This window comes from Thermococcus aegaeus (assembly GCF_055393685.1).
Window position 1 is genome coordinate 1883594 of sequence record NZ_AP042464.1, and the last position, 18921, is coordinate 1902514.

Below are 18921 nucleotides of genomic sequence, written 5' to 3' on the forward strand. Positions count from 1 at the left end.
ATTCAACCAAAAGTTGCAAACCGGAGGTGAGGGAAAGATGTTTAGCTTGGGTGGGCTTTCACAGGCAGTTGATGAAACAAAAACATGGGACGTTCTAATCATAGGAGCTGGCCCAGCAGGTTTTACTGCGGCCATATACTCAGCACGCTATGGATTGGAGACCCTCATAATCTCGAAAGACATAGGGGGAAACGTTGCCCTTACGGATCTCATTGAGAACTACCCAGGATTCCCCGAGGGAATAAAGGGAGCAGAGCTTGCCAACAGGATGCATGAGCAAGTAAAAAAGCTTGGAGTACCAATAGTTTTTGACGAAGTTGAGAGGATAGACCCTGCAGAGTGTGCCTATTATGAGGGTCCTTGCAAGTTCCATGTAAAAACAAAAAATGGAAAAGTTTACAAGGCTAGAACCGTTATAATAGCTGTTGGAGCAGAGCCAAGGAAGCTTAGAGTTCCTGGTGAGGATAAATTCTACGGGAGAGGAGTCAGCTACTGTGCAACCTGTGACGGTCCTCTCTTCAAGGGTAAGGATGTCATAGTTGTAGGAGGCGGCAATACAGCGCTACAGGAGGCTTTGTATCTAAAGGAGATAGGAGTCAACGTTACCCTTGTCCACAGAAGAGATCAGTTTAGGGCGGACAAGATACTTCAAGACAGATTCAAAAAAGCAGGAATTCCAGCGATTTTAAACACAGTCGTCGTTGAAATAAAGGGCGATCAGAAAGTTGAAAGCGTAGTGCTCCAAAATGTAAAAACCGGTGAAAGATTCGAGAAGAAAGTTGATGGAGTGTTTGTTTTCATAGGCTACGAGCCCAAGACAGATTTTGTTAAGCACCTAGGGATTACCGATGAACAAGGGTACATTCCGGTTGATATGTATATGAGAACAAAAATAAAGGGACTCTTTGCCGCTGGGGATATAACAAATGTCTTTAAACAGATCGCAGTAGCTGTTGGACAAGGAGCTATAGCGGCTAATTCCGCAAAGGAACTTTTAGAGGAGTGGAAAACTCAAGTGAATGAAGAATGATCCCTTACTAAACCTTTTTTACAAACTTTTTTAGCAGTATTTATTGTAGAACTAAGGCTTAAACACAATTATTTTCGAAACTTTTTCGAGTAAAAAAGGATTTTAGTGAGCATAAAATTATATAGGTGCAAAATATCCTATACATCGGTGAGCGAACATGGTGAAGGGACCTCAGGTTAAGGAAATTCCGGGACCGAAGGCTAGGGAAATAATAGAGAAACACCACAAGTATATGGCAACCACAACAAACGACCCAAACGAATACTTCTTGGTTATAGAGAGAACGGAGGGCAACTACTGGATTGACGTCGATGGGAATAGAATTCTCGATTTCTCCTCTGGTATAGGTGTTCTCAACGCTGGTCTTAGAAATCCGAGAGTTGTTGAAGCTTTGAAAGAGCAGCTGGACAAGGTTATTCATGCCGCTGGAACCGATTATTACAACCCCTATCAAGTGGCTCTTGCCGAAAAGCTTGACAGCATCGCCCCTGGTGACTTTGAGAAGAAGACCTTCCTTTCAAACAGCGGTACAGAAGCTAATGAGGCAGCCTTGAAGATAGCAAAGTGGTCAACCCAAAGAAAGCTCTTCATAGCCTTCATTGGGGCATTCCACGGTAGAACTCATGGAACAATGAGTCTAACGGCAAGCAAGCCCGTTCACAGGTCGAGGATGTTCCCAACAATGCCCGGTGTTGAACACGTCCCATACCCCAACCCCTACAGAAACCCATGGCACATTGACGGTTATGAGGAACCAGATGAGCTCGTGAACAGGGTAATTGAATACATTGAAGATTACCTCTTTGACCACTATGTCCCACCGGAAGAAGTGGCAGCGTTCATAGCGGAGCCAATTCAGGGTGAGGGAGGCTATGTAGTGCCACCAAAGAGCTTCTTCAAGGAGCTCAAGAAAGTTGCAGACAAGCACGGTATACTCATCATAGACGATGAAGTCCAGATGGGAATGGGAAGAACGGGCAAGATGTTTGCAATTGAGCACTTTGGAATTGCTCCAGACATCATAAGCCTCGCAAAGGCCCTCGGTGGTGGAGTGCCAATTGGAGCAACGATCTTTAGGAAGGATTTGGACTTTGGTATCCCCGGGGTACACAGCAACACTTATGGTGGAAATGCCTTGGCTTGTGTAGCAGCATTGACGGTAATTGATGAGCTTGAGAACGGCCTGATTGAAAACGCTAAAAAGCTTGAGCCGCTCTTCAAGGAGAGACTTCAAGAGATGTATGATAAATACGAAATCATCGGTGATGTCAGAGGGCTTGGCCTTGCTTGGGCTATTGAATTCGTAAAGGACAGAAAGACAAAAGAGTACGCAAGCAAGGAAAGAAACCAAGTTGTCGTTGAGGCACTTAAGAGAGGCCTTGCAACCCTTGGCTGTGGAAAGAGCGCTTTAAGACTAATCCCACCGCTAACAATAGACGAAGAAGAGGCCAAGATTGGTTTGGACATTCTCGAAGATGCCATCAAAGCTGTTGTCAGCTGATCCTATTTTCTATTCTATTTTTGTTCCTTCTGCGCTTGTTGGGGAGTAAGGTTTTTAAGTTTAAATTTCAAGTTAAAACTTGAAAAATAAATAAAGTGGAGGGATGATAATGGCCATGGAAGCACTTGCACCATACGGTAAGTGGGTGTTAATAGCCGTTGCCGTTCTTTACTTTGTTTACCTCTTCGTGCTCAAAAGGAAAGTCTTTGAAGTTGCGGTTGGAGTGGCTTTATCTGGCATAATGGCGGCACTAGTGGCGGTAGCAACGATGCTAATCCAAGTTCCAACGCCCTTAACGAGGGGATACATCAACGTTGGGGACAGCATGGTAATGCTTGTGGCAGTCCTTTTTGGCCCCACAATAGGAGCATTCGCTGGGGGATTTGGTTCCGCAATGGCAGATTTAATTACTGGCTATGCACATTGGGCACCGTTCACTTTAGTTATAAAAGGAGTAGAGGGATTCGTCGTTGGATACCTAACTTCAAAGAAAGACGACTTTACAACAATCCTCCTAGCTACAATCCTTGGTGGAGCCCTAATGGTCCTGGGATATTTCTCCGTTGAGGTTTACTTCTATGGATGGGGAGGAGCCATAGCAGAGGTTCCAGGGAATACCCTCCAAGCTGTCACCGGAATTATCGTGGGTGGTGGAGTAGGGCATGTAATAAAGAGAAGGGTCAAGGACATGCTTGTATCACTTCAGATTTAGAGTTCTCCAATTTCCCTTATCTCCTCCCACATCTCCTTTTCTTCCCTTAAGGGTTCGAGCGATATTCTGCGTGAGGCTTTTCGGAGATGCCCGAGGAATCTTGGGTCGGCAATTATTGCGTCGCAATTAAGCTCTTTTATTACATAAACATTCAATCCAAGAGTTTTCAATTCTTTTGCGGCTTTTTCAGCAAACTTTGGACCTACAAGCGCCACCTTTGGTTCAAACCCATCTTCTCGAATCTCTTTTATAACAGTCCTTAAGAGCTCCAAGGTTTCACCCATTTCTAGCCCCTTCTACGATTTTCACACCGCTTGATGTGCCTATTCTGTTAGCTCCAGCCTCTATCATTGCCAAAGCCTGCTCGTAAGTTCTTATACCTCCAGCAGCTTTTACTCCAAGCTTATCCCCAACAACCCTGCGCATTAACTTGACATCTTCAACGGTTGCTCCTCCAGTTCCAAATCCCGTTGATGTTTTGACAAAATCAGCCCCAGCCTCCATGGCGAGCTTACATGCTATCTCTTTTTCTTCGTCAGTGAGGTAGCAAGTTTCAATTATGACCTTCACTATCGCTCCCTTCTCATGAGCAACCTTTACAACCTCTGCTATGTCATTTTTAACGTACTCGTAATCCTTATCCTTCAATGCACCGATGTTAATGACCATATCAAGCTCATCCGCTCCATCTCCGAGGGCTTTCTTTGCCTCAAAAACCTTCACTTCCGTCGGCGTTGCCCCAAGCGGAAATCCGATTACACTCGCAACCTTAATCTCTGTACCTTTGAGCTGTTCCTTTGCAAGCTTTACCCTGTATGGATTGACACAAACTGCGTAAAAGCCGTATTTCTTTGCCTCTTCACAAAGCTTTATTATGTCCTCCTTGGTGGCGTAGGGCTTTAAGTTTGTGTGATCTATGTACTTGGCAATATCCATACCTCTCACCTCACCTTAGTTTGGGGTTATGTTGTATTTTAGGGTTTCCACCCAAAGGCTTTAAAATTAGCCCCCCAATATCTTTCGGGATGTGAGATGGAAGAGTATATCATAACTTTTGGAGCCTTTGTCCTGGGACTGATTATGCTGATAAAAGGGAGCGACCTTTTTGTTGAGGCTGCCACAAGAGTCGCAAAAGGCTTTGGAGTTAGCGAGTTCATAATTGCCCTAGTGCTGGCCAGCGTTGCCACAACTCTGCCAGAGGTCACGACTTCTGCGATAGCTGCGTATCAAGGCTTCAGCGACATATCCCTCGGAAACGCTATAGGGAGTGCCCTGGCAAACATAGCTCTGATCCTGGGAGTGTCTGCCCTAATTATGCCCCTTGACGTGGATGAAATCGCCTGGAAGAATGCTCTTTTTATGATCGCCGTCACGCTCTACGCGTGGATTTTGATGAGAGATCTGGTGATTTCCAGAGCTGAAGGGTTTAGTTTGATTCTGATATATGTGGGATTTCTCTACTACCTCTACAAGAAGCACGTGACGCTGGAAGAAGTCCAAGAAGGCAGGGGAAGCCCCAAGAAAGATGTGCTGATTTTGTTTGCGAGCGGGCTTGTTGTTGTCCTGGGAGCGAGGCTTGTTGTTAACAGTGCCGTAAAAATCGCCACGGCCCTTGGGATTCCTGAAGTGGTTATAGGACTTACACTTGTTTCAATTGGAACCTCCCTCCCGGAGATGGCAAACTCATTAACCGCAACGCTGAAAAAAATCCACAACATAAGTGTTGGCAACGTTGTAGGAGCCAATATACTCGACATCCTCATGGTAATCGGCATCGCTGCTTTAATACGGCCGATAAAAGTGGATTACAGCATTTACTCATTTACAATGCCTCTGACGTTGCTCGTAATGGCAGTGCTCGCGATTTCTTTAAAGCTGAACAACAGAGTTGGGAGAAAAACAAGCGCAGTCCTCTTGGCACTCTATGCTTATTTCCTCTATGTTCAGTTCACATAACGCAGCATTCGTAAATAATCTCAACTTCCCTTATCTTTTTTGCCCATTCGATAACTTTTCTTGGAGGGTTTGTTATTCTGTCGATTCCCTCTGCTATGGCACCTCTATCAAACTCCAGCCTCCATTTCCCCATAGGCCTCATGCATCCAACGCTGAGCTCCCCATCAAATCTTTCTCGGGCGTATCTAATAACCTTTAGACTCTCCTCCACGGAGGGGGCCTTTACATTCTCCATTTCTGTCCCTCTCGTGGGAATAAGCACGTCGAGAACCAGGACGTCAATCGGGTACTCGACAAGCATGTCAATAGCCCTGTACTCCCACCAGACCTTTCCAAAGTCCAGCCCTATGGTTATGTGCGGTGCAACTCTGATCCCGTTTGACGTTAGGAGCTCCATTATCGCAAGGTAATCTTTGACACCCTTTTCTATCTTATACACCCTCCTAATGACGTCATCGTCCCCAACAAAATCAAGGGAGACTACATCAACGTGCTTTATCCACTCCAAGTCCTTCTCCTCTATAAACCCTATATGGGCATTGAGCTTTAGCTCCGTTTCTTTCTTTATCCGTTCTATCTCCGAAGAATAACGGTCGAGGGGTACTTTCAGCCTTGAGTCCATTCCACCACTTAGAAGACAGCCTTTGTATCCCTCTTTCTCAAGGGATTTGCAGTATTCAACGAGGTTCTGCTTTGTTACCTTTTTCATCCCCTCGAGATAGTGCTTTCCGCAGTGGGCACAGCTTAATGCACAATAATTCCCGGTAATTGAAATAGAAGGGAAAGAAATTCCCGGTATGTAAACTTTGAGCTTTTTCAAAGCCATCACTCCTCATCGACGCTTGCTTCTATAGTCTCTATATCTTCGAGAATATCTTTCTCCTCTTCCTCAAGAAGAAACTGTTCTTCCAGCTTTTCCTCGATGCTAACCCTCTTCTTCTCTTTCATGGTCAGCTTCTCTGCCTCTGCCACCATGTTTAAAAGCACCGCTGCAAGCCTGGCGGCTGTCTCCGTCCTCATTGAAGCCTTTGCCTCAACATCTTCGTTGTGGATTATCATGCTTATGTTTGCCGGTCTAAAGGTCCCCTGCTGGTCTATGTATGCATCCCACAGACTTAGGGCAATGTACTTATCCTTGCTCCCCATGTAAATTCTTATTGTGTATCTCGGCTTATTTGCCATTAAACTCCACCGATTGTTGCTTGTCTATTAACAATAAAAGTCTTTTGAAAAAGATTTAAAAGTCTCATGCGAATTGTGTAACACCCAATGAAGAGTTCAGCCTTACCTGAGTCGTGATGATGGAGTGACGGACTGAGGGGCGTAACCTATGGAAGAGGTTTACAGGCCTTTAATAGCGAGCATCCTTGGAAACATTCTTTTGGCTATTCTGAAGGTTTTTGTTGGGTTCCTATACTCCAGTTTGGCTTTGATTTCCGATGGTATACACTCTCTCTCGGATGTTGTGACAAGCATAGTGGGCTACTTCGGGGTTAAGATCGCATCAAAGCCTGCCGATAAAACCCATCCCTTCGGCCATTCCAGATTTGAATCCCTGTTTGCCTTTTTTATAGGCATATTGCTCTTTCTGGTTGCTTATGAAATAGCCAGAGATGCCCTGAAAAGAATCTTCAGCGGGCATGTTATTGAAGTGAACTCAGTCATGCTTGCCGTTGTTGTGATTTCTATTGTCTCAAAGGAAGCAATGACCCAGTACGCCCTTAGAGTGGGAAAGAAGCTCAACAACCAGATACTTGTTGCAGATGCTTATCACCACAGGAGCGATGCACTGAGCAGTGTCGCTGTTTTAATAGGATTACTCCTTCAAAGGCTGGGCTTTACCTATGGGGACGCTTTGGCAGGACTTGTCGTGGCTTTGCTTGTGGGTAAGGCTGCTGCTGAGATAGTCTTCAGAAACATAAACTACCTGACCGGCGCTTCCCCACCCTTTGAGCTGTGTGAAAAGATTAAAGAAACTGCACTCAGCGTTGAGGGTGTTGTTGGGGTGCATGACCTGAGGGCGCACTACGTTGGCACAAAACTGCACGTTGAAATGCACATAGAGGTTCCCCCACACATAACCCTCAAAGAAGCCCATGACATAAGCGAAGAAGTTAAAAGGAAAATCGAAGACCTCGATGAGGTTGAGGCGGCGTTTGTCCATGTAGATATCAAAGGGATAACGGAGTGAGAAAGATGAAGCTTGAAGAGCTCCTGCAGAAGATAGTTCACCAGGAGAACGAGCTTTACAACCTCTACAAGCTCGGAGAGACCTTTGCTACCTATGAGCACCCCTCTTTAATCGAACACTTCCAGTGGCTTGCAAGTGAAGAGCTGAGGCACAAAAATACAATTGAGAAGTTCAGCAGTGAGAAGACTCTGGAAAAAACCGCGGTTATAGATTACGTGGATTCTTTAAGCCTGGAGCCATACTTCCAGGATGAGAGGGCTGAGCCTCAGACACTGACTGATCTTATCTTAGAGGCCCTCATAAGGGAAAAGCACAGCTATGAGCTCTACAAAAAACTAAGCCAGATACTTAGCGGTTCTTTAAGCGAGATATTCAACATGATGGCTCAAGAAGAGCTCAAACATGCCTACAGGCTGAAGATTATCTATGAGGGTTTAGAGGAATAGTTGGATAAAATATCCGACTTGGGGGTTTTTCTACTCTTTATTATTCCGACGGGCTCTGTCTTCAATATTTGTCACCTTGGCAATCTCAGCAAGGGCAAGATATATTTACCTTACCTGCTCATTATTTCCTACCGATACTTTTACTATGGTACTGCGGAATAGCAAAATAATATGACAGGGTGGTTTATATGCCAGTTGAAAAAGTGATGAAAAGAGATGGCCGGATAGTTCCTTTCGATGAGAGCCGTATAAGATGGGCTATACAAAGGGCAATGTGGGAAGTTGGGGTAAGGGATGAGAATCTTCTCGATAAGATTGTGAAGGATGTTGTTGATAGGATCAATGAGCTTTATGATGGGCAGACCCCCCACATAGAGAACATTCAGGACATAGTAGAGCTAGAGCTGATGAGAAATGGCCTTTTTGATGTTGCCAAAGCTTACATAATCTACAGGAAGAAGAAAGCAGAGATTAGAGAAGAGAAAAGGAGAATACTCAACAAAGAGAAGCTCGACGAGATAGACAAGCGCTTCTCAATAAATGCCCTTAGAGTTCTGGCAAGCAGGTACCTCATGAAGAATGAAGAAGGAAAAATAATCGAGAGTCCAAAGCAGCTCTTTGAGAGGGTTGCCATTTTAGCCGCAATTCCCGATCTCCTGTATGACGAGAGAGTGTTCTCTAAAGAAGGGGGCTACGCCCAAGATTTGAAGAGAGTCGAATACTACCTGCAGAACCTTGAGAACTTCGATAACGTTTACAGCATAGGTCGCTTCAAGCTCAACAAGTACCACTTCGAGAGGATGGTAAACCTTTACAGAGAACTGGCAGAGAAAGGAAAAATGAAGGTAAGCATTGACGAATTCTTGAATATGCTCGATAGGGGAGAGTTTGACAAGTATGAAGAGGTCGTCGAGGAGTTCTTTAACTTAATGGTAAGCCAGATTTTCATGCCAAACACCCCGGCCCTTATAAACTCTGGAAGACCGTTGGGAATGCTCTCAGCCTGCTTCGTTGTGCCGATAGAGGATGACATGGAGAGCATAATGAAAGCAGCCCATGATGTAGCTATAATCCAAAAAATGGGTGGCGGTACTGGTTTGAATTTCTCAAAACTCCGTCCAGAGGGAGATTTGGTTGGAACGACGACTGGAGCGGCTAGTGGCCCTGTCTCGTTCATGCACCTCATCGATGCCGTTAGCGATGTGATAAAGCAGGGCGGAGTGAGAAGAGGAGCGAACATGGGAATCCTTGAGGTCTGGCATCCGGATATTGAGAAGTTCATCCATGCAAAAGAGCAAAACGTTGGAACAAATGTTTTAAGCAACTTCAACATTAGCGTAGGCCTTTGGGCTGACTTCTGGGAGGCCCTCAAAGAAGGAAAGAAGTATCCCCTAGTCAACCCAAGAACCGGGGAGAAGGTCAAGGAAATCGACCCAAGGAGCCTTTTTGAAGAATTAGCCTACATGGCATGGGCAAAGGCTGATCCGGGCGTAGTGTTCTTTGACATCATTAACAAGAGAAACGTTCTGGAGCCTGCAAAGGGAGAAAAAATCCGTGCGACAAACCCATGCGGGGAAGAGCCGCTCTATGATTACGAATCCTGTAATTTGGCCTCTATAAACCTCGCAAAGTTCGTAAAATATGACGACGAAGGAAAGCCCTACTTCGATTGGGATGAGTACGCAGAGGTCATAATGAAAGTTGCCAAATACCTCGACAACGCTATCGATGTGAACAAGTTCCCTCTGCCTGAAATTGACTACAACACAAAGCTTACTAGAAGAATCGGCGTGGGAATGATGGGTTTAGCGGATGCGCTCTTCAAGCTCGGCATTCCTTACAACAGTAAAGAGGGCTACGACTTCATGAGGAAAGCCACGGAATACTTAACGTTCTATGCATATAAATACAGCATAGAGGCAGCAAAGAAGAGGGGAACCTTCCCGCTTTATGAAAAAACCAAATATCCAGAGGGAGAGCTGCCAATAGAGGGCTACTACCACAGGGAAATTTGGAACCTTCCATGGGATGAGCTTGTTGAGGAAATCAAGAAATACGGCGTAAGGAATGCAATGGTAACCACATGTCCACCGACGGGAAGTGTTTCAATGATAGCAGACACCTCAAGCGGAATTGAGCCAATATTTGCCCTCGTTTACAAGAAGAGCGTCACAGTTGGAGAGTTCTACTATGTTGATCCCGTCTTTGAGGCTGAGCTTAAGAAGAGGGGACTTTACAACGATGAGATCCTTCAAAAGATAAGCGATAACTACGGCAGCGTGCAGGGGTTGGAGGAAATACCAGAGGACATGCAAAGAGTTTTTGTGACTGCAATGGACATTCATTGGCTTGATCACCTCTTAGCCCAAGCAAGCATCCAGCTCTGGCTCACCGACAGTGCAAGCAAGACAATAAACATGCCCAATGATGCAACCGTTGAGGATGTCAAGGCTGCTTACCTCCTAGCCCATGCCCTCGGATGTAAGGGAGTTACAGTTTACAGGGATGGAAGCTTGAGCGTTCAGGTGTATTCGGTGGAGGGCGAAAAGAAGAAACGCATACCGGCAAGGCCAAGCGAATATGCAAAGAAAATACTCAGGGACATCGTTGAAAGTGAATCGTGGCTCAAGAAGTTCATTAATGTGGAGGCAATAATAGACGGCACCAACGGAAAAGAGGCGCCAATGTTTTCTTTGAGCGTACCTAAGGCAAAAAGACCAGCGGAGGAGGCCATTAATGAGAGAAACATAAAAGACCTTCTTGGGGTAGCTTACTGTCCGGTCTGTTATGAAACCGAGGGAGAATTGGTAGAGCTCAGAATGGAGAGCGGCTGTGCCACGTGTCCTAAATGCGGTTGGAGCAAGTGCGTGATTTCTTAGTTCTCTCTTTTAAATTTGTTTCATGCTGTTTTAATAAGACTCAAAGATTATTCAAATCTGGATAGTAGTTGTATTACTATCTGTTAAGTAAAGCTTAAATACTTTGAAATCATAAAATTAGCGATATCAAAACCCCTTAGTGGGGATATTAATGAGGTTCCTAATAAGATTTAGTGGGGAAAACTCGGAGTTTAGGGTTCCTTACAACCACCAGCATTACCTTCAAGGTCTTATATACCGACGGATTCAATCTGTAACTCCTGAGCTGAGCCTTAATCTCCACCGCCCGAAGGTGCCGAAGCTCTTCACATACTCACTCTTCATGACGGAGGACAGAAGAACTGTCCAAAAAGCAGAGCACTTTATCGGAAGGGGGAAAGCCTTCTTCTACTTCTCAACGCCAGTAGTGGGGATTGCGGAGGCATTCATTACCGGGCTTTTGGAAAACCCTGAAGTGCTCTTGTGGGGCGAAAAGTTCTATGTTGAGACGATTAAAGCTTTATCAGAGCCTAGTTCTTACAGCGGGAAGACATATTCGACGCTGTCGCCAATAGCGATTACGACTCTAAAACCCGAACTTGGGAGACTTAAGCAGTACGACCTTTCTCCTATGGAGGAGGAATTCTACAGGAATTTGAAGGAGAATTTGAAGGAGAAATACATCCTGCTTTATGGAAAGGAGCCTCCAGAGGAGTTTGAGATGAAGGTACTGAAGGCTAAGCCGAAGAGGTTTGAGGTTAAGCCCGGGATTTTCCAGAGGGCTTGGCACCTTGTCTTCAAGGCTTATGGGGATGAGGGATTAATTCGAGTGGGATACCAAGCCGGCTTCGGGGAGAAGAACTCGATAGGCTTCGGGATGGTGAAGGTTGACGAACCCAAAAAGGGAGGTGGAAATAATCGGAGAAGAAAAAGTAAAGACGCTTGGTGAATTTTTAAAACCATATCCCTCTGCTAAAGGCTCAGTAACCCACGAGCATACATCAGGGAAAATTTCTACTGCGGAAGAACCACTATTAGAATGGACAGGACATCCATTCGTCGATGCAGGTTTAGTGGCAATCCTGCTAATTGCCAACAAGAATAAACCAGAAGAGCTTACCAGAGAGGATATAGAAAAGGCAATAGACTTTGCAGCAGAGCTTTATGCAACTAAGGAATGGAGTTCAAGCTACATTCATGGCATGATAATGCCAAACAATGGAATAATACTTGCAAATCCCGGAATAACAGGGCCAATAAGCACGGCAATTAGGAACGCTATAAAGAAAGAGAAGAGCTTGAAGTTCGAGGAAAGTACAAAGAAAGAAATTTTCAAGAAAATTTCCAAGAATTTTGATTCTTTCTTAGCTGAAGAAGCTCTCAAATTCCTGGAATCTTTGTCAGACAAAGAGGAAGGTGATATTAAAAACCTCGATGAGTTTGCAAAGAAAATAACGAAAATCGTCCTTTCTCAACCATTCGTCACCAAGGCGATCCAAAGGAGAATCAGAAACAACTTAATGGATCTCTTCAAAGATATCTTATCAGAATCCGACTCCGACGGACCTTTGTGCATAATTTGTGGAAAAAGAAAGGTTTACACAAAGAAAGAAGCTTATCGTTCGGTATTTCCATTGCTCGGAAGTGGAGACGTTCCAAACTATTTTCACTCAGCCAATCCTCGTGGTGCTGACATCTGTGCTCACTGCATTTTTCTAACCCAGTTCATGCCTTTAGCTTCCTACAGGCTTTCGAGAGTTCTCATAATTCATGCATATCCCTATGAGCTCATGCTTGAACTTTCCAGGGAAGCCCTCGAAGATGTTAGAAAATATAAACTTGCATCAGAAGCAAGAGGTTTCAAAAGACCTGAAAACTTTCTATTTCACTTGATAGGCGAAATAACTAGGAAGATTGAACGGGATGAACTATGGGAGAATGCCTCAGTTACCTTATACTATTTCACTTGCAACAACCAGAGGCAGGAGCTAGATGTTATTCACGTTCCAACTCCAGCACTCAGGTTTGTTGCCTATGCAAATCTTGTTGACTATGTTGGCTGGAGGCGCATTGTTGCCATGGGATGGAGAAGACAACCTAGTGGGGATCAGTTTGAAGAGTTTGAAAGGAAATATTCAAATGAAGTTTACGCCAAGCTTCTGAACAACGAAAGCATTCTCTCATACTTTTACGATTCCAAAAACAGGAAAGCAAATACAAGTTGGCGGCTTTTGGCTTTTTACTGCTCGGAGGTGTTGGGTTTGGATAAAGAAGCTTTGGAATTTATCAAAAAGGTTGGAGATAGTATTGTTGAAACATTAAAGGAGCTTCCAGACAACAAGTTGAAAAGAAGAGTCAGGGAACTTGAAGGAGCTGAGAGGTTATATCAGTTTGAGGCTTTCTTTGTAAGGCTTGAGAAAGACCGACAGGAGCTTGGCATTGAAAAGCCCTTAATGACTTTTGATGAATTTGCAAGAATTCTCACAGCCTATGGAGAAGATATAAATGTCTCCTGGAGAACAGTCAAGAACCTTCTCTTGTTCCGCATTTACGAAAAGCTCCATGACAGATTAATGAAGGTGGAAAGATTCGAAGAATCGGAAACTGAAGAAAGTTTGAGTATTTATGCTGGAGGAGGTGAAGAAGAATGAGGTTTGCCGTTGGAATGGTTTTGATTGATGCTCCGCATTCTGCGTTAAACATGCTTGGCATAGATGAAAGTCTTCCAGACAGAAATGTTACCAGGGTAAAGAAGTTCCGTAGGGGCGGAAAGAGTTACCCGTACGTTTCCTCTCAAGCATGGCGCTATTGGTGGAGGAAAACTCTCGAGGAGCATTTTAAGTGGAAGCTCTCACCCCTATTTAGGGAACAAAAACAAGTTTTTACAGCTGCCAATCCAATAGAATATCCCGATGATGATGTTTTTGGATATATGAGGGCATTTAAGAAGGGTAACACAAATATAACAGTTACGAGAGTTTCTCCGCTAAAGAATACTCCATTGATTTCTCTTCTACCAGACAGAAGCTCGGTTACAGTTGATGAAGGTTACGCATCAAGACACGAGGGAGATCCAGTTCCATATTCACAAGAATTTTACTCAACAGTGCTCAAAGGAGCATTCTCTTTGGACTTAGATGCCATTGGGCGATTCACAATAGTAGACAAGGCAGGCTTTAAGAACTTGTTGAGAGAGGATGAGATTCCAAAGAGTCTCAAAGAAGTGAAGAGTGAGCATGAGAAAATCGTTGTTAAAGCAAAGGAAATTAGTGTCCAAATGAGCGAAAGAGAATGGTTAATGCCAGCAGAAATCAGGAAAAAGCGTGCCGTTGAAACAATCAAGGCTCTTCGCTACCTTTTCGGCGGGGCAAAGCAAACGCAGTTTCTAACGGATGTAACACCTAAATTCGTGATTCTTGCAATGCTCGAAGGTGGCATAAACCCATTTATTAGTGATATCGTTTACGAGGACAAGGGAGAAATAGTATTCGATGGGGAGGCACTAGTTTTGAGAATCCTCGAGTTCAAGGAGCTCCTTAATCCAAAGAAGATATTCATAGGGAAGGACAAAGGATTCATGAAGAAATGGGAAGAAGAGCTAAGAAAAGTCGAAGAAGAGCTAGGAAATGAAGGAATTGAAGTTGAAGTTACAACGGTTGGTGATGTTATAGAGAAGTTCGCGAAGGAAGTCGAAGCTTATTACGGGTGAGCTCATGATACGAGTAAAGCTCAAAAGCTGGACTGCCAGCTTTCGATATCCCACCTTCCAGTCGGGTTATCAGCCTACGTTACCAGTACCTCCGCTTTCAACTATTCAAGGAATTCTATCGGCAGCAAAAGGTAAAATTATGTCTTTCAGTGAAGTGCCATTTGTCGCCTATGTCTTTATCAGTGAAGGGAAGGGTCTTGACCTTGAGAGAATTTACGCCTTAGGAAAACCTGAAACCGATGTAATGAAGCGTGAAGTGCTCCTCGACAACACTCTTTATCTTTACCTTCCTGATGAGTGGGAAAAGTATTTCAGAAAACCAAAATTTCAGCTGTTGCTTGGGCGTTCAAGCGACATAGCAACTGTGGAAGAAATTAAGAGAATTGAACTTGAAAAGCATGAAAACGTTCCTGTTGGCGGCACAATTATTCCAGTGTCTGCGGGTTTACCGGGGATAATTCATGCTCTCCCGGTAGAGTTTGACTACTCAACAGTTCCAAGAAGAGCAAAGTTCGTAAAGCCTTTTACGATTCTTCCATTTCCAAAGACTATGGGACAGAAAAAGAGGCAAACGTACAGAGGAACATTACCCTATGATCCTGAAATTGACATTGGAGTGTGGATTCATGAAGGTCTGTATGGCAAAGTTCAATCCAAATGACTTCCTTGAGTGCCATATTAATGATGCGTTAAACGTGCTAAAGAGCATGAAGTTGGCATTTTCCTGGATTCCCGAGTTCTCAAGGGAGAACTTCTGGGAGTTCCTCTTCTACTCAATTCTTTTACATGATCTTGGTAAATGTGCCATAGGTTTTCAAAAAGCTGGAGCACAAGGAAAGATTTGGGGTTATCGCCATGAAATTCTTTCAGCGGCATTTACGCAGTTTTTGGATTATCCAGAGGAAGATAAGAACTTAATTGCACTTGCAATTCTAACCCACCATAGGTACTTAACTGAGCTACCAGTTCCCACTAAAGTTGAAGAATTTGTTTGGGAGGGCTATCTTGAGAAAGTTGATGAACTCCTTGAAAATGCCGACTACATCGAAGAAGTGTTCCTTCCAAAAATTCCCTATTGGGAAATTTACATTTTTGGGAAGACTCTTGGAAGGTTCGAACTTCCTAGTGACTGGAAGGAGAAAGTTAAGGAGTACAATTTTGATGGGTTGCTTAAGTGGTATGAGCAAAATTGGGAAAGTCACAAGGATGAGCTGATTTTTCTCAAGGGCTTGCTGAATGCATGTGATCATCTATCATCAGCGGGTGAAAATTCAATAAGGCTCCTTCCATTTGTGGCTGAGATTCTTGAACTTGAGATTCCAAGGGAAAAATGGAGGCCAATTCAAAAACAAGCCAATCAAATTAGGGGAAATCTTCTCCTGAGAGCTCCGACTGGATACGGCAAGACTGAAGCTGCCCTCCTCTGGGCGGATGCAAACGCCCATAAGACTAAAAAGGGAGTTTCAAGCAGAATCTTCTATGTCCTTCCCTACAAGGCGAGCATCAATGCAATGCATGACCGGTTATTAAGATATTTTAAAAGTCCCGAAGTAGTCGGAGTGCTCCACAGTTCCTCAACCTATTATCTTTACGCTTCAAACCTTGAATATAAACGCCTCTCGAGTTTATATCAGAAGGTATTCACGCCGTTAAAAATTACAACCCCCTTCCAGATAATGAAAGCGTTTTTCGGCGTTAGCTTTTTTGAAATGACACTAAGCGAATTAGCTAATGCTTTACTTATCTTCGACGAGATACATGCATATGAGCCAAACGTTCTGGGCATAATACTTGCAATGTTGGAGCTCTTGAAAAAATATAGGACAAAAGCTTTGATAATGTCCGCAACACTCCCGGATTTCATCGAAGAACTTTTTGTTGAAGCCTTAAATCCCGAGAAATTGGAAACACCAGATGAAGAGGCAGACAAATTTACACGGCACAGAATTAGAATCGTAGATGGAGCTATTGATGGTAACCTTCAAAACTTTGCAGAGGAATTCAAGAGAAAAGGTCTCACACCTGCATTAATTGCCTGCAACACCGTCGATAGGGCAATGGGAGTTTATAGGCAACTTAAAAACCTTGGCTATCGTGTCATGCTCCTCCATGGTCGCTTTACATATGGCGATAGAGAGGAGCTCGAAAGAGAGCTAAGGAATCACTTAGAGAGCTATGATTTTGTTGTTGCCACGCAAGTAGTTGAAGTTTCGTTGGATATAAGCTTCAGCACAATCTTGAGTGAGCCTGCACCTCTCGATGCCCTAATCCAGCGCTTTGGAAGGGTCAATAGGCAGGGATGGAGGGAGAAGAGGATAGCTGATGTCTACGTTTTAACCAAAGGTTCTGAAAAAGATAAGAATGTATATAAGCCTTATGAGATCGTAAAACAAAGCATCAAAATATTGGAGGAACTAAATGAACAAGAACTTAAGGAATCACAAATTCCAGAACTCGTTAGTGAAGCATACTCTGCCGTAAAGAATGAGCTCATTAAAGAAGTAAACAAGAACAAACAGACTGCTATTGAGCTTTTTGATGGATTGCAACCCCTAAAGAAGAGTGAAAGCGAAGAACAGTTTTACAAAATGTTCCAAGGTCTAGAAGTTGTTCCGATTAAGTTCGCTGGTAGAGTCAGCGAATTAATTGATAAAGGAAAGGGAATTGAGATTCACCGCTATTTAGTACCGATCCCCTACTGGAAATTTTTCGCATTGCAAGGCAGACTTGGAGAGATTTTTACTTATGACAGAAAACATCATATAATGATTGCTAACTTGAAGTACAGTCACGAGCTTGGGCTCCTTGATGAGATAGAGGAGGATGAAATTCTATGAGTATGCATTATTACAAAGAAAACTATAAAAATAATTACAAATTTATTTGTTATAGGTGAATTTGTAATGAAGAACCCATTTGTATATGGAGAACCCGTGAGCAGAGAAAACTTTGCAGACAGAGAGGAAGAGCTTGAGAGATTAAAACTTGAGATCTTAAGCGGTCAAAATGTTATAATTTACTCTCCACGAAGATTTGGAAAGAGTTCCTTGGCTTACAATGCTCTGCTTGAGCTTCATGGAAAAGTCATTCCACTCTGGGTAGACTGTTATGGAGTACTTACAAAAAAAGAGCTTGCGGAAAAGATAGCCTCTCAAGTGCTACAGCATTGGAAAACAAAAAACTTATTTGAGAGCATTAGGAAGATATTCAAAACCGTCATCCCAAAAATAAAAATTGGCGACAAAATTGAGGTAGAGTTCTCTATTGGAGAGGAAGAGAGAGCATTTGAAGAAGCTCTCAAACTTCCCCAGAGACTGGCAGAACACTCAAAAAAAAGAGTTGCTGTGGTTTTCGATGAATTTCAAGAAATAGCAGAACTTGGGGAGCAAGTTCTAAAGAAGATGCGCTCCGAATTTCAGTGGCATAGGGATGTTACTTATATTTTCATTGGAAGCCGGAGAAGCATGATGGAAAAAATATTCCACTCAGCCCAGAGCCCGTTTTACAATTTTGGAGGACACATGGTGCTAAAGAAGATACCCAAAGAGAAATTTAAGAAGTTCTTATTGAATAAGTTCGAATCCACCGGTGTTAAGACGAGTACAGAACTTATCGAGAGGATTCTTGCATTAACTGAATGTCACCCCTACTATACTCAAAAGTTCTGCCATGAACTCTGGTACCTTGGAAAGCTGAAGGGAGAACTAACTTTGAAAGATGTTGAAGAAACGTTTGAAAGGATGATACGTGAAAGTGAGGCTGGTTATATCGAAATCTGGGAATCTCTACCAATCTCCCAGAAGAAAGTTCTTTTGGCACTTGCAAGAGATGAAAAGGATATCTACTCTGCGGATTTCCTCACCAAATACGAGTTAAAAACGGCATCCCAAGTTCAATATTCAATAAAAGCCCTGCGGAAAAAGGAACTTATACATAGGATTAACGGATCTTACGAAATAAGCGATCCATTTTTAAAGCGTTGGCTGTTGTGGAGGTTCGGACGTGATTGAGGAATATAGTGAAAACCACCTCCTCATCCGCGGCACCGAAATAAACTACCTCTTCATCTGCCCCACAAAGCTCTGGTACTTCTCAAAAGGCATCACCATGGAGCAGGAAAGCGAATGGGTCGATCTTGGCAAATTTCTCCACGAAAAGAGCTACTTCGGAGAGGAAAAAGAGGTCAAAATCGGCCCAATAAGCATTGACTTCATCAAGAAAGGCAACATCGTAGAAGTCCATGAAGTCAAAAAGGGCAAATCAATGGAGAAAGCTCATGAAATGCAGGCTTTGTATTATCTCTACTACCTCAAAAGGCTCGGCATAAGTGCAAAGGCTATTATCAACTATCCAAAACTAAGAGAAACCAAAGAAATAAGCCTTGATGGGCGAGAAAACGAAGTAGAGGATGCAATAAGAGAAGTTGAGAGAATAAGATATCTCCCGTCTCCCCCAGCACCAATAAAATCAAGGAGATGTAAAAAATGTGCTTATTATGAACTCTGCTGGGTGTGAGTT

Annotated in this window: 18 protein-coding genes; 14 read left to right on the forward strand and 4 right to left on the reverse strand. The window is 43.5% G+C overall.

The annotated features are described in order from the left end of the window. Nucleotides 1-37: 37 nt before the first annotated feature. The 3 genes from trxB (at nucleotide 38) to ACZ5NL_RS10405 (ending at nucleotide 3243) form a co-directional block, all read left to right on the forward strand. A complete protein-coding gene (gene trxB / locus ACZ5NL_RS10395; protein WP_464842235.1) occupies nucleotides 38-1030 on the forward strand; it encodes a thioredoxin-disulfide reductase in 993 nt (330 codons plus the stop codon). Between the two features lie 157 nt (nucleotides 1031-1187). Beyond that, nucleotides 1188-2531 carry an acetyl ornithine aminotransferase family protein gene (locus ACZ5NL_RS10400; RefSeq protein ID WP_464842236.1) on the forward strand — a complete coding sequence of 448 codons (1344 nt, stop codon included), beginning with the start codon at nucleotides 1188-1190 and terminating at the stop codon, nucleotides 2529-2531. Between the two features lie 109 nt (nucleotides 2532-2640). Further along, complete coding sequence (locus ACZ5NL_RS10405; RefSeq protein WP_464843483.1) at nucleotides 2641-3243, forward strand: ECF transporter S component; 603 nt, start codon at nucleotides 2641-2643, stop codon at nucleotides 3241-3243. Here ACZ5NL_RS10405 and ACZ5NL_RS10410 read toward each other — a convergent pair. Beyond that, a complete protein-coding gene (locus ACZ5NL_RS10410) occupies nucleotides 3240-3527 on the reverse strand; it encodes a family 4B encapsulin nanocompartment shell protein (protein ID WP_004066384.1) in 288 nt (95 codons plus the stop codon). The genes ACZ5NL_RS10405 and ACZ5NL_RS10410 overlap by 4 nt on opposite strands. Beyond that, nucleotides 3520-4179: a deoxyribose-phosphate aldolase gene (gene deoC / locus ACZ5NL_RS10415; protein ID WP_464842237.1), complete on the reverse strand. Its 660-nt coding sequence runs from the start codon at nucleotides 4177-4179 to the stop codon at nucleotides 3520-3522. Before deoC ends, ACZ5NL_RS10410 begins: the two co-directional genes overlap by 8 nt. 96 nt (nucleotides 4180-4275) lie before the next feature. Here deoC and ACZ5NL_RS10420 point away from each other — a divergent pair, with 96 nt between their 5' ends. After that, nucleotides 4276-5199, forward strand: a complete 924-nt coding sequence (locus ACZ5NL_RS10420) for a calcium/sodium antiporter (protein ID WP_042699133.1) — start codon at nucleotides 4276-4278, stop codon at nucleotides 5197-5199. Here the strand turns inward: ACZ5NL_RS10420 and ACZ5NL_RS10425 are convergent. Both ACZ5NL_RS10425 and ACZ5NL_RS10430 read right to left on the reverse strand, forming a co-directional pair. Continuing rightward, nucleotides 5192-6025, reverse strand: a complete 834-nt coding sequence (locus ACZ5NL_RS10425; RefSeq protein ID WP_042699129.1) for a radical SAM protein — start codon at nucleotides 6023-6025, stop codon at nucleotides 5192-5194. The two genes, ACZ5NL_RS10420 and ACZ5NL_RS10425, sit on opposite strands and share 8 nt — an antisense overlap. Beyond that, the gene (locus ACZ5NL_RS10430; RefSeq protein WP_464842238.1) at nucleotides 6025-6381 is read right to left on the reverse strand and encodes a hypothetical protein; all 357 of its coding nucleotides are present in this window, start codon (nucleotides 6379-6381) and stop codon (nucleotides 6025-6027) included. The genes ACZ5NL_RS10425 and ACZ5NL_RS10430 overlap by 1 nt, the downstream gene beginning before the upstream one ends. Before the next feature lie 148 nt (nucleotides 6382-6529). Here ACZ5NL_RS10430 and ACZ5NL_RS10435 point away from each other — a divergent pair, with 148 nt between their 5' ends. The 10 genes from ACZ5NL_RS10435 to cas4 all read left to right on the forward strand — a co-directional run bounded on the left by ACZ5NL_RS10435 (nucleotide 6530) and on the right by cas4 (nucleotide 18918). Beyond that, nucleotides 6530-7390, forward strand: a complete 861-nt coding sequence (locus ACZ5NL_RS10435; protein WP_464842239.1) for a cation diffusion facilitator family transporter — start codon at nucleotides 6530-6532, stop codon at nucleotides 7388-7390. Between the two features lie 5 nt (nucleotides 7391-7395). Next, complete coding sequence (locus tag ACZ5NL_RS10440; protein ID WP_004066397.1) at nucleotides 7396-7836, forward strand: ferritin family protein; 441 nt, start codon at nucleotides 7396-7398, stop codon at nucleotides 7834-7836. A 188-nt stretch (nucleotides 7837-8024) separates the two neighbouring features. Beyond that, a complete protein-coding gene (locus tag ACZ5NL_RS10445) occupies nucleotides 8025-10715 on the forward strand; it encodes an adenosylcobalamin-dependent ribonucleoside-diphosphate reductase (RefSeq protein WP_464842240.1) in 2691 nt (896 codons plus the stop codon). A gap of 151 nt (nucleotides 10716-10866) precedes the next feature. After that, nucleotides 10867-11643 carry a CRISPR-associated endoribonuclease Cas6 gene (gene cas6, locus ACZ5NL_RS10450; RefSeq protein ID WP_464842241.1) on the forward strand — a complete coding sequence of 259 codons (777 nt, stop codon included), beginning with the start codon at nucleotides 10867-10869 and terminating at the stop codon, nucleotides 11641-11643. After that, nucleotides 11603-13345, forward strand: coding sequence for a type I-B CRISPR-associated protein Cas8b1/Cst1 (gene cas8a1, locus ACZ5NL_RS10455; RefSeq protein WP_464842242.1), 1743 nt, complete (start codon nucleotides 11603-11605; stop codon nucleotides 13343-13345). The genes cas6 and cas8a1 overlap by 41 nt, the downstream gene beginning before the upstream one ends. After that, the gene (gene cas7i / locus ACZ5NL_RS10460) at nucleotides 13342-14403 is read left to right on the forward strand and encodes a type I-B CRISPR-associated protein Cas7/Cst2/DevR (RefSeq protein WP_464842243.1); all 1062 of its coding nucleotides are present in this window, start codon (nucleotides 13342-13344) and stop codon (nucleotides 14401-14403) included. Before cas8a1 ends, cas7i begins: the two co-directional genes overlap by 4 nt. A 4-nt stretch (nucleotides 14404-14407) precedes the next feature. Next, nucleotides 14408-15064: a type I-B CRISPR-associated protein Cas5b gene (gene cas5b / locus ACZ5NL_RS10465; protein ID WP_464842244.1), complete on the forward strand. Its 657-nt coding sequence runs from the start codon at nucleotides 14408-14410 to the stop codon at nucleotides 15062-15064. After that, nucleotides 15030-17240, forward strand: a complete 2211-nt coding sequence (cas3, locus tag ACZ5NL_RS10470) for a CRISPR-associated helicase Cas3' (RefSeq protein WP_464842246.1) — start codon at nucleotides 15030-15032, stop codon at nucleotides 17238-17240. Before cas5b ends, cas3 begins: the two co-directional genes overlap by 35 nt. A 66-nt stretch (nucleotides 17241-17306) precedes the next feature. Continuing rightward, nucleotides 17307-18413, forward strand: a complete 1107-nt coding sequence (locus tag ACZ5NL_RS10475; protein WP_464842248.1) for an AAA family ATPase — start codon at nucleotides 17307-17309, stop codon at nucleotides 18411-18413. Then, complete coding sequence (cas4, locus tag ACZ5NL_RS10480; RefSeq protein ID WP_464842250.1) at nucleotides 18406-18918, forward strand: CRISPR-associated protein Cas4; 513 nt, start codon at nucleotides 18406-18408, stop codon at nucleotides 18916-18918. Before ACZ5NL_RS10475 ends, cas4 begins: the two co-directional genes overlap by 8 nt. The last annotated feature ends 3 nt before the right edge of the window (nucleotides 18919-18921 follow it).

What these genes read in the sequence shown, in the direction of transcription:
- ACZ5NL_RS10410 (WP_004066384.1), bottom strand. Translation starts at nt 3,527, where the DNA reads ATGGGTGAAACCTTGGAGCTCTTAAGGACTGTTATAAAAGAGATTCGA.
- cas7i (WP_464842243.1), top strand. Translation starts at nt 13,342, where the DNA reads ATGAGGTTTGCCGTTGGAATGGTTTTGATTGATGCTCCGCATTCTGCG.
- ACZ5NL_RS10400 (WP_464842236.1), top strand. Translation starts at nt 1,188, where the DNA reads ATGGTGAAGGGACCTCAGGTTAAGGAAATTCCGGGACCGAAGGCTAGG.
- ACZ5NL_RS10430 (WP_464842238.1), bottom strand. Translation starts at nt 6,381, where the DNA reads ATGGCAAATAAGCCGAGATACACAATAAGAATTTACATGGGGAGCAAG.
- ACZ5NL_RS10445 (WP_464842240.1), top strand. Translation starts at nt 8,025, where the DNA reads ATGCCAGTTGAAAAAGTGATGAAAAGAGATGGCCGGATAGTTCCTTTC.
- ACZ5NL_RS10475 (WP_464842248.1), top strand. Translation starts at nt 17,307, where the DNA reads ATGAAGAACCCATTTGTATATGGAGAACCCGTGAGCAGAGAAAACTTT.
- deoC (WP_464842237.1), bottom strand. Translation starts at nt 4,179, where the DNA reads ATGGATATTGCCAAGTACATAGATCACACAAACTTAAAGCCCTACGCC.
- ACZ5NL_RS10405 (WP_464843483.1), top strand. Translation starts at nt 2,641, where the DNA reads ATGGCCATGGAAGCACTTGCACCATACGGTAAGTGGGTGTTAATAGCC.
- cas3 (WP_464842246.1), top strand. Translation starts at nt 15,030, where the DNA reads ATGAAGGTCTGTATGGCAAAGTTCAATCCAAATGACTTCCTTGAGTGC.
- ACZ5NL_RS10435 (WP_464842239.1), top strand. Translation starts at nt 6,530, where the DNA reads ATGGAAGAGGTTTACAGGCCTTTAATAGCGAGCATCCTTGGAAACATT.
- cas6 (WP_464842241.1), top strand. Translation starts at nt 10,867, where the DNA reads ATGAGGTTCCTAATAAGATTTAGTGGGGAAAACTCGGAGTTTAGGGTT.
- cas5b (WP_464842244.1), top strand. Translation starts at nt 14,408, where the DNA reads ATGATACGAGTAAAGCTCAAAAGCTGGACTGCCAGCTTTCGATATCCC.
- trxB (WP_464842235.1), top strand. Translation starts at nt 38, where the DNA reads ATGTTTAGCTTGGGTGGGCTTTCACAGGCAGTTGATGAAACAAAAACA.
- ACZ5NL_RS10425 (WP_042699129.1), bottom strand. Translation starts at nt 6,025, where the DNA reads ATGGCTTTGAAAAAGCTCAAAGTTTACATACCGGGAATTTCTTTCCCT.
- ACZ5NL_RS10440 (WP_004066397.1), top strand. Translation starts at nt 7,396, where the DNA reads ATGAAGCTTGAAGAGCTCCTGCAGAAGATAGTTCACCAGGAGAACGAG.
- ACZ5NL_RS10420 (WP_042699133.1), top strand. Translation starts at nt 4,276, where the DNA reads ATGGAAGAGTATATCATAACTTTTGGAGCCTTTGTCCTGGGACTGATT.